9 protein-coding genes are annotated in these 10,102 nt (G+C 39.8%); all 9 read left to right on the forward strand.

Annotated elements, in window-relative coordinates:
• Positions 1 to 72: 72 nt before the first annotated feature.
• Positions 73 to 822 (forward strand): N-acetylmuramoyl-L-alanine amidase, encoded by a 750-nt coding sequence (locus H4J50_RS17120; protein ID WP_182257474.1) that lies wholly within the window; start codon positions 73 to 75, stop codon positions 820 to 822.
• 7 nt (positions 823 to 829) lie between these two features.
• The gene (gene mutL / locus H4J50_RS17125) at positions 830 to 2,782 is read left to right on the forward strand and encodes a DNA mismatch repair endonuclease MutL (RefSeq protein WP_182257475.1); all 1,953 of its coding nucleotides are present in this window, start codon (positions 830 to 832) and stop codon (positions 2,780 to 2,782) included.
• A 12-nt stretch (positions 2,783 to 2,794) separates the two neighbouring features.
• Entirely contained in the window at positions 2,795 to 3,751 is a 957-nt protein-coding gene (gene miaA, locus H4J50_RS17130; RefSeq protein ID WP_182257476.1) for a tRNA (adenosine(37)-N6)-dimethylallyltransferase MiaA, read from the forward strand.
• A 118-nt stretch (positions 3,752 to 3,869) separates the two neighbouring features.
• Positions 3,870 to 4,118, forward strand: a complete 249-nt coding sequence (hfq, locus tag H4J50_RS17135; protein WP_108454744.1) for an RNA chaperone Hfq — start codon at positions 3,870 to 3,872, stop codon at positions 4,116 to 4,118.
• A gap of 33 nt (positions 4,119 to 4,151) precedes the next feature.
• Positions 4,152 to 5,438 carry a ribosome rescue GTPase HflX gene (hflX, locus tag H4J50_RS17140; RefSeq protein WP_108454745.1) on the forward strand — a complete coding sequence of 429 codons (1,287 nt, stop codon included), beginning with the start codon at positions 4,152 to 4,154 and terminating at the stop codon, positions 5,436 to 5,438.
• 81 nt (positions 5,439 to 5,519) lie between these two features.
• Positions 5,520 to 6,671: an FtsH protease activity modulator HflK gene (gene hflK / locus H4J50_RS17145; protein WP_108454746.1), complete on the forward strand. Its 1,152-nt coding sequence runs from the start codon at positions 5,520 to 5,522 to the stop codon at positions 6,669 to 6,671.
• Positions 6,672 to 6,674: 3 nt separating this feature from the next.
• The gene (hflC, locus tag H4J50_RS17150) at positions 6,675 to 7,556 is read left to right on the forward strand and encodes a protease modulator HflC (protein ID WP_182257477.1); all 882 of its coding nucleotides are present in this window, start codon (positions 6,675 to 6,677) and stop codon (positions 7,554 to 7,556) included.
• A gap of 81 nt (positions 7,557 to 7,637) precedes the next feature.
• Positions 7,638 to 7,823: a DUF2065 domain-containing protein gene (locus H4J50_RS17155; protein WP_182257478.1), complete on the forward strand. Its 186-nt coding sequence runs from the start codon at positions 7,638 to 7,640 to the stop codon at positions 7,821 to 7,823.
• Positions 7,824 to 7,949: 126 nt separating this feature from the next.
• A complete protein-coding gene (locus tag H4J50_RS17160) occupies positions 7,950 to 9,248 on the forward strand; it encodes an adenylosuccinate synthase (protein ID WP_108454749.1) in 1,299 nt (432 codons plus the stop codon).
• Positions 9,249 to 10,102 lie beyond the last annotated feature (854 nt).

A 10,102-nucleotide genomic window follows, 5' to 3' on the forward strand; every position in this document is an offset into this window, starting at 1 on the left:
ACAGACGGTTGTCGATTTTTTTACGCAAGTCATGCAAATGGATAATTTTACTTTGCGGCAAGAAGCCTTAGAATGAGGGATAATTCACTTTTATTGGTTAAAAGTGAACCCCGAAACTTGAGTTATGTTGATCATAACCGTAAAACTGAGCTCGCGAGAAAGTCAAAAGCGGATTTACTCATCTCCATTCATGCTGATGCATTTACCTCATCAAAACCTAACGGCGCTTCAGTGTTAGTACAAGCAACGCGTCGTGCTGATTCTGAATTTGCTCGTTGGATTCAAAACAGAGAAAAAAATTCAGAGTTACTTGGCGGTGCTGGAGAAACCATTAGAAGTACCAAAGATAATAACTTAGCCATTGCCCTTGGCGATATGAAAAAAGAATACACTATGGCCAGTAGCTATGATTTTGCTGAGCATGTGGTTAAACAGTTAAAAAAAGTAACCAAATTACACAAGCATAAGCCTGAGCGCCTAAGTTTAGCGGTGTTAAAGTCTTCTGATATTCCGTCTGTACTCATCGAAACTGGCTTTATTTCTAATCATCAAGAAGAAAGACGGTTGAATAACAGTAGTCATCAGCAAAAGCTAGCTAATGCGATATATATTGCTGTTGATGATTATTTTTCTCGCAACCCTCCTGACGGCACATTAATGGCGGCAACACGTGTGCGTGAACACAAAGTGAGTCGTGGTGAGTCGCTTTCTGTTGTTGCACAACGCTACAAAGTTTCTATCAGACAACTAAAATCTGCCAATAACCTCAAATCAAATGTCGTTAGAATTGGCCAAACACTCAAAATACCACAGGCAGACTAACGCTCGTATGACCATCGCAATATTACCCGCTCGCCTCGCTAACCAAATTGCCGCAGGTGAAGTAGTTGAACGCCCAGCCTCTGTTGTTAAAGAACTTGTCGAAAATAGTATTGATGCTGGCGCAACCAGTATTAAAATTGAAATCGAGAAAGGCGGCGCCAAGCGTATTCGTATTATTGATAACGGCAAAGGCATTGCCAAAGCCGAGTTAGCCTTAGCGTTGAGCCGACATGCCACCAGCAAAATTAAAGATCTTGATGATCTGGAGGCTATAAGTAGCTTAGGATTTCGTGGTGAGGCACTAGCCAGTATTAGTTCTGTATCGCGTTTAACATTAACGTCGAAACCTGAGAATCAAGAATCCGCATGGCAAGCGAATGCAGAAGGGCGCGATATGGCCGTATCGGTTAAGCCTGCTGCTCACCCGAACGGCACAACTATAGATGTCAGCGATTTATTTTTCAATACGCCTGCTAGACGAAAATTTATGCGCACTGAAAAAACAGAATATGCTCATATTGAAGAAGTTATCAAGCGTATCGCACTTGCAAATTTTGATATTACCTTTGTTTTGTCACATAACCATAAAATTATTAAACAATTCCGTAGTGCCAATACAGATACTCAGCGCAGTAAACGTGTAGCGCAAGTGTGTGGACAAAAATTTATTGATAACGCCATTGAAATAAACTGTGAACATGAAGGCTTACATTTACATGGTTGGATTGCTCAGCCAAGTTATTTTCGTAACCAAAATGACCTAAGTTACAGTTATGTAAATGAACGCATGATGCGTGACAAACTGATTAATCATGCTATTCGTCAAGCTTATGCTGACTTATTGCCCAGCGATAGTTTCCCTGCATTTGTTTTATTTTTACAGCTCGATTTCAGTGAAGTAGATGTGAATGTGCATCCAGCAAAGCATGAAGTGCGCTTTCATCAAGGGCGCTATGTGCATGATTTTATTTATTCTGTTTGTAACCGAGCTTTACATAGCGACCTCGATCTTAATGTGGATAATTCTACGGGTGAAATACTTCCTGTTTCAAGTAATGAACAAGTGCATCAGCAGGTTGACACTCAACCCTCGAGCTTTATTACGCCTTTAAAGGCACGCTCTGATTCACCTGACTCACGTCAAGACATCACTACTTCAGACCGTTATAAACCGGCAAGTCAAACGTCTCAATATCATCATGAGCATCAAGACCAGCGCAGTAGAGGACAGCATTACACTAATAGGGTTAACCCTCAAGCCAGTAAGGCTTACAGTGATTTAATGACACCCATAGCGCTAGACTCACAGGTAGGAGAGCCGGCGATTATACAAGGAACGGCTTCCTCAGCGTCAGCCAGTTCAGCAATGCCAGAGAGTAATCTAACTACAGCGGAAAATGAAATAACTAACGATACAAAAATATTGTTTTGGCAGGCACCACATTATTTAGTTTTTCAACAGCGTGAATCATTACGCTTGTTGTCGGTAAAGAAGCTTGATTTACAAATTAAGTTACAGACTATTAAGCAACGCTGGCATGAAAAATTAGTGAGTCAGCCATTATTACTTCCTATAAAAATATCGGTTAGTGAAAAAGTTGCCCAATTCGTACAAATGAATGAAAATCAATTTCAACATATTGGTATGGACATTCGCCAGGTTAACGCTAGTACAATTCAAATTCGACAGTTCCCCGCTTTACTGAGAAATCAAGATATTGCTAATAGTTTTAATAAGTTAATTAAACAGTTAGATGTTGAACACTGTAACGAAGTGCATGCAGAAATTAGCTGGCAAATGGCATTGGCTGCACTTATGGTAAGTGACGAATTAACACAAGCCCATGCATTACAAGTCTGGCGAAATGGCGAAAGTCACTTTAATTGTCAATTTGAGCAGCAACTACGCTTGAATTCTGTCCCTATAGACCTCACATCTTACATAAATCAGCTAGCGTAAATTTATACCATAATGACCAAGGTGTTAAACCAACAAAACATTAACCAGCAGCAGCCTCCCGTTATTTGTTTAATGGGGCCTACAGCTTCGGGTAAAACCGCATTGGCGATGGCATTATGTGATGCGCTGCCTTGTGACATTATTAGTGTTGATTCAGCGTTAGTTTTTAAAGGTATGGATATTGGCACCGCGAAACCGACTGTAGAAGAACTCGCAGCATATCCACATCAATTGGTTGACATTAGGGATCCAAGCGAAAGCTATAGTGCGGCTGACTTTTGTCATGACGCACTTAAGGCAATAGCAAAAAGTCGAGCCAATGGCCGTATACCGTTATTGGTTGGCGGTACCATGATGTACTTTAAAAGTTTAATTGAAGGAATTTCGCCACTTCCTGAAGCGGATCAAGATATTCGAAATACCATAGCGTTAGAAGCGGCAGATAAAGGCTGGCTGGCGATGCATGAAGAATTAAAAAGCTTTGATCCTGTTTCTGCAGAGCGAATTCACCCTAACGATCCGCAAAGACTTGCGCGTGCGATCGAAGTATATCGAAAGTCTGGTAATACTTTGACACAATTAACTGCAATAAAAGGTGATATAGTCAGTGGAAATGTTTTACAGTTTGCTATAGCACCAAAAGAGCGTAGTGATTTGCATGCACGCATTGAACTTCGTTTTAAGCAAATGATAGCGCAAAACTTTGAACAAGAAGTTATCGCTTTGAAAGAAAGAGGCGACTTACACCTTGATTTACCTGCAATTCGTTGTGTTGGTTATCGGCAAATGTGGCAACACTTAGCAGGTGACTTTACTCACGAAGATATGGTTTTTAAAGGTATTTGTGCAACGCGTCAATTAGCAAAAAGACAGCTGACTTGGTTAAGAAGTTGGCAAAACCTACATTGGTTGCATATGGAAGACGAAAATAATTTAAAACTTATTTTATCGGCAGTAAGCAAACTGTAGACATTAATGTATAATTAAATTAGTTGCGCAGTAACCAGCTAGTTTATTGAATTATTCTAATAAAATATTTGAACTGAATATTTAATTTTTTACTAAAAATAACAAAAGGGGCCAAATAATGGCAAAGGGGCAATCTTTACAAGACCCGTTTTTGAATGCGTTACGTCGTGATCGTATTCCGGTAGCAATATATTTAGTTAATGGCATTAAACTACAAGGGCAAGTAGAGTCATTTGATCAATTTGTAATTTTACTTAAAAATACCGTTAGCCAAATGGTATATAAGCACGCCATTTCAACGGTAGTGCCAGCGCGAGCAGTAACTACTATGCCAGCCCCACAATCGAATCAGGAATTAGAAGATTAATGCAAAAAGCTAGTATTGTATGGAGTCGCTCATTTGTTTGATAGGTATCAAGCAGGTGAGCAGGCGATACTTGTTCATTTAGATTTTCCAGATGATAACACCCGCGAAGATATACAAGAGTTCGAAATGCTTGTTGATTCTGCTGGTATTACTGCGTTAAATACCGTTACGGGTAAACGCAATACTCCGCACCCAAAATACTTTGTTGGCACAGGTAAAGTACAAGAAGTTGCTGATGCTGTACGTATGTTCGATGCGAATATTGTTTTATTTAACCATAGTTTATCGCCTTCTCAGGAAAAAAATATTGAAGCTTTGTGCGAATGTCGTGTGGTTGATCGCACTACATTGATTTTAGATATTTTTGCTCAGCGAGCTCGAACTCATGAAGGTAAATTGCAAGTAGAGTTAGCGCAATTACGTCATATGAGTACCCGCCTAATTCGTGGGTGGACTCACTTAGAGCGACAAAAAGGCGGTATTGGCTTACGCGGGCCTGGTGAAACACAACTTGAAACTGACCGTCGTTTACTTCACGAACGTATGGTAAATATTCGTAAACGTTTAGGTAAAGTTGAAAAGCAAAGGCAGCAAGGTCGTCGAGCAAGAACTCGAGCTGAGATCCCAACAATTTCTTTAGTCGGTTATACCAACGCCGGTAAATCGACCCTATTTAATAAAATTACCCAAGCGGGTGTTTATGCCGCGGATCAATTATTTGCCACTTTAGATCCAACTTTACGTAAAATTGAAGTTGAAGATGTTGGTCGTGTTATTCTTGCCGATACGGTAGGCTTTATTCGTCATTTGCCTCATGATTTAGTTGCTGCATTTAAAGCCACGTTAACCGAAACACGCGAAGCGGAGTTATTACTCCACGTCATTGATATCGCAGATGAGCGACGCAGTGAAAATATTGAACAAGTAGAAGAAGTTTTAAAAGAAATAGAAGCGGACGAAGTCCCACAACTATTAATTTGTAATAAAATAGACCAGTTAGATGATGTAGAGCCGCGAATTGACCGTGACGATCAAGGATTACCTATTCGTGTGTGGCTTTCAGCGCAACAAGGTGTTGGTATTGAATTATTATTCCAAGCGCTTTCAGAGCGATTAGGAAAAGAAATTATCCAACATTTGCTGTGTTTACCGCCATCTGCAGGTAAAATTCGTGGTCAACTTTACGAGTTAAATTGTATTACTAATGAACATTATGATGAAGAAGGTAATTGTTTAATCAACATAAAATTACCTATCAGAGAGTGGAATCAGTTACTAAAACAAGATGAAGCTGAAATAGAGCACTTTATTCAAACTTAACAGACTGATATATTACGTGAAACGCAGTGTTTTATCGTTAGTGTAGCAGTTAGCGCATTAATTTTTATAGCGGAGAATAGCATGGCTTGGAATGAACCGGGGAATAATGAGAAAGACCCCTGGAAAAATAAAGGTGGCAAAAACCAAGGTCCACCTGACCTAGATGATTTATTAAAAGATATCGGCAATAAATTTGGCGGTATATTCGGTGGTGGCAAATCAGGAGGCGGTTCTGGAAAAAGTTTCTCCAGTATTGGCATCATGGTTGTACTCATCATATCAATATTGGTTTATGTATTTGCAGGTTTCTTTACGATTAAAGAAGCTGAAAAAGGTATTGTTTTACGCTTTGGTCAATACGCAGGTACGGTAGAACCAGGTTTGCGTTGGAAGTGGACGTTCGCTGAACGTATTATTCCAGTTGATATGCAAACAACACGTAACCTTCCTTCTTCAGGGTTTATGCTGACGAAAGATGAGAATGTTGTGCGTGTTGAAATGGAAATTCAATACCGTGTTGTTGACTCACGTAACTATATTTTCAGTGTTACTAATGCTGATGAAAGTTTAAGTGAATCGCTTGATAGTGCTTTGCGTTATGTTGTTGGTCACGCAAACATGGACGACATTTTAACGAGTGGTCGTGAGGCTGTTCGTCAAGCTGTTTGGAAAGAACTAGAAAAAATTATCGAGCCTTATAATTTAGGTTTGATCATTGTTGATGTTAACTTCAAGGATGCTCGTCCACCAAACGAAGTTAAAGATGCATTTGATGATGCTATTTCTGCACAAGAAGATGAAGTTCGCTTTTTACGAGAAGCTGAAGCTTATGCTCGTGGTATTGAACCTCGTGCCCGTGGTCGTGTTAAGCGTTTAGAGCAAGAAGCTTTAGCTTATAAATCGCAAATACTTCTCGATGCTGAAGGTGACGTGGCTCGTTTTAACAAGCTATTACCTGAATATAAAGCAGCACCTGAAGTAACTCGTCAGCGTATGTACATTACATCGATGGAAAAAGTATACAGTAACACCAGTAAAGTTATGGTTGATGTTGAAGGTGGTAATAACATGATTTACTTACCATTAGATAAAATAATGCAACAGCAATCTGGTGGTCAACGTACTATTCAACAATCATCATCACCGACGACGATAAATCAATCGTCAAATAGCAATAATACTGCACCAACATTATCCGGTCGTAATGACCGTTTCAATAATGGGAGAGACTAAGCCATGAAGAATTTTCTATTGGCAATTATTGCCTTAATACTTGTGCTAACGGTTTCGTCTGTTTTTGTGGTAATTGAAGGTCAACGTGGCATTGTTTTCCAATTCTCAAAAATTAAACGTGATGGTGACGGCGACATGAAAGTTTATGAGCCTGGTTTACACTTTAAATTTCCGTTTATTAACCAAGTACGTAAACTTGATGCACGTATTCAAACGTTAGATGATGCACCGGATAGATTCGTTACATCTGAAAAGAAAGATTTAATGGTCGATTCATTTGTTAAATGGCGCATCGTTGACTTTTCTACTTACTATTTACGTACCTCAGGTTCAATTGAGAATGCACGTTCATTACTTAAACAGAAAGTAAACAATGGTCTACGTACCGAAATTGGTACGCGTACTATTAAAGATATAGTCTCTGGTGAACGTGATGACATTATGGCGAAAGCACTTGAAAGTGCTGCAAGTAGCCGTGAAGATTTAGGTATTGAAGTCATTGATGTGCGTATCAAGGCGATTAACTTACCTACTGAAGTTAGTACGTCGATATACGAGCGTATGCGTGCTGAACGTACCGCTGTGGCGAAAGAACATCGCTCACAAGGTCAAGAGCAAGCTGAAATCATTCGTGCAACAATTGATGCTAAAGTTACTGTAATGTTAGCGACAGCACAAAAAGAAGCACAAGAAATTCGTGGTGAAGGCGATGCCTTAGCAGCGAAAGTTTATGCTGACTCTTACAGTCAAGATGCTGAGTTCTATGGCTTTTTCCGTAGCTTAGAAGCTTACGAGAAAAGTTTCAGCGATAAGAGTGATATCTTAGTCGTTAAACCGGATAGCAACTTCTTTAATTATCTAAAAGATAGTAAAAAAGCGAAGTAAGTTTAACGTTTAATCGAGTATTGAAAAGCCATGACAGTGTCATGGCTTTTTTGTAAATAAAACAAAATAACAGGGCGAAAAATGCTATCTACATTATTAATGGCTATCGCGATTGCGTTCATTATTGAGGGGTTGATCCCTGCGCTTTTTCCGAATAAATGGCGCGCTTATGTTTTAAAATTAGCCAATGAATCTATTGGGGCTATTCGTCAGGTTGGCATTTTTTTGGTGATAATTGGGCTTTTAATTTTTTGGGCGGCAAATTAATTATCTTGCTAACTGTGCACTATCAAACGCTTTTTTTATATCGCGCTAAAAATCACCAACTTTTGCTTGGACTCAATATTGATATTTGATAGAATCCCCGCCTAATTTTCTTACCAATATGTGAACATGGGTAAAAACGTCGTAGTTCTAGGCACCCAATGGGGTGACGAAGGTAAAGGTAAAGTCGTCGACTTACTTACTGATAAAGCAAAATACGTAGTGCGCTATCAAGGTGGCCACAATGCGGGTCATACACTAGTCATTAACGGTGAAAAAACCGTTTTACACCTTATTCCATCTGGCGTGTTACGTGATAACGTAAAATGCTTAATTGGTAACGGTGTAGTTCTTTGTCCAAAAGCACTTATGACAGAAATGGCAATGTTAGAAGAACGTGGCGTACCTGTACGCGATCGTCTTTTAATTAGTGATGCATGTCCGTTAATTCTTCCTTACCACAATGCATTAGATGCAGCGCGTGAAAAAGCTCGTGGTAGCAAAGCTATCGGCACTACAGGTCGTGGTATCGGTCCAGCTTATGAAGATAAAGCTGCTCGTCGCGGTTTACGTGTTGGTGATTTATTTTGCGCAGAGTCATTTGCTGTAAAATTAAAAGAAATTATGGAATACCATAACTTCGTATTAACTAATTATTATAAAGCTGACCCTGTAAGCTACGAAGAAGTGCTTAGCGATGCTATGGCCGTTGCTGAAGTCATTAAAGGCATGGTTGCTGATATCTCTGAAATGCTAGATCAAGCGCGTAAAGCGGGCGAATCTATCATGTTTGAAGGTGCGCAAGGTACATTGCTTGATATTGACCACGGTACTTACCCATACGTAACATCGTCTAATACTACTGTTGGTGGCGTTGCTACTGGTAGCGGTTTTGGTCCACTTTACTTAGATTACGTACTTGGTATTACTAAAGCATACACTACACGTGTTGGTTCGGGTCCATTCCCAACTGAGTTAGACGATGAAGTGGGAAATCACTTAGGTACTGTAGGCCATGAATTTGGTGCTACAACTGGCCGTGAACGTCGTTGTGGTTGGTTTGATGCCGTTGCAATGCATCGTGCCGTACAAGTAAACAGCATTAGTGGTTTTTGTTTAACTAAGCTAGACGTTTTAGATGGCCTTAAAACATTAAAAATATGTACAGGCTACAAAACGGCTGAAGGCGATATTATTACTGTGCCACCTACAGCAGCTGAAGGTTATGAGAAAATTACCCCAGTGTATGAAGAAATGCCAGGTTGGAGCGAAACAACAGTAGGCGCAACATCTGTTGATGCATTGCCTGCTAATGCAATAGCTTACATTAAGCGCATTGAAGAAATTACCGGTGTACCTGTTGATATTATTTCAACTGGCCCAGACCGAGTTGAAACGATGATTTTAGTGAACCCGTTTGACGAGTAACTTAATCTCAACGTTTTAATCCATAAAAAACCACCTTCTAGGTGGTTTTTTTATGTGCAGGACGCACGTATGTCGTGGGTGCAAGGAAGCACAGGAGCGACGATGTGCAGGACGCACGTATGTCGTGGGTGCAAGGAAGCACAGGAACGACGATGTGCAGGACGCACGTATGTCGTGGGTGCAAGGAAGCACAGGAACGACGATGTGCAGGACGCACGTATGTCGTGGGTGCAAGGAAGCACAGGAGCGACGATGTGCAGGACGAACGTATGCCGTGGGTGCAAGGATGCACAGGAACGACGATTTGCAAGACATGGGTGCATGGATGTACAAGAAAGGCGATGTAAAGGGCATACCTATATAGTTAATACATAGATAGACAAGAACGACACTATACAGGCGTAACCAGTCATACCAGCCTCAAAGTTATTTATGGCTACCCAAGCCTTAAACTGAATGTGCATTCATTAATGGATACACACCACGTTAATATAAAATTTAAGTAGTATATTTCTAAAAAATATAGCTACAAACACATTGAGCTAACTAAAATATAACTTCGCAAAATAATATCCCTACCTCAAGTATTCTAACTTCAAAATAAAAAATATTTCATCAGGTTAACCAGTGGTGATGTGTGCTAAAATCAGCGCGAGTTAACATAATCAGCTATTCAGAAGTTAACTTAGGCTAAATTCTGGTATTGAACCTGAAATAATACAAAAACATATAGATTTACATATAAAACAGTTAACTTGCACTCATAGCTACCTTTTAAGGGCGATATCATTTGATAAGACGCTCTAAGTGCTGTTTTTCTATGAATAGTTAACTATATATGTTGAATATTCAAC

It is taken from the genome of Colwellia sp. 6M3, from assembly GCF_014077595.1.
Classification (GTDB): domain Bacteria; phylum Pseudomonadota; class Gammaproteobacteria; order Enterobacterales; family Alteromonadaceae; genus Cognaticolwellia.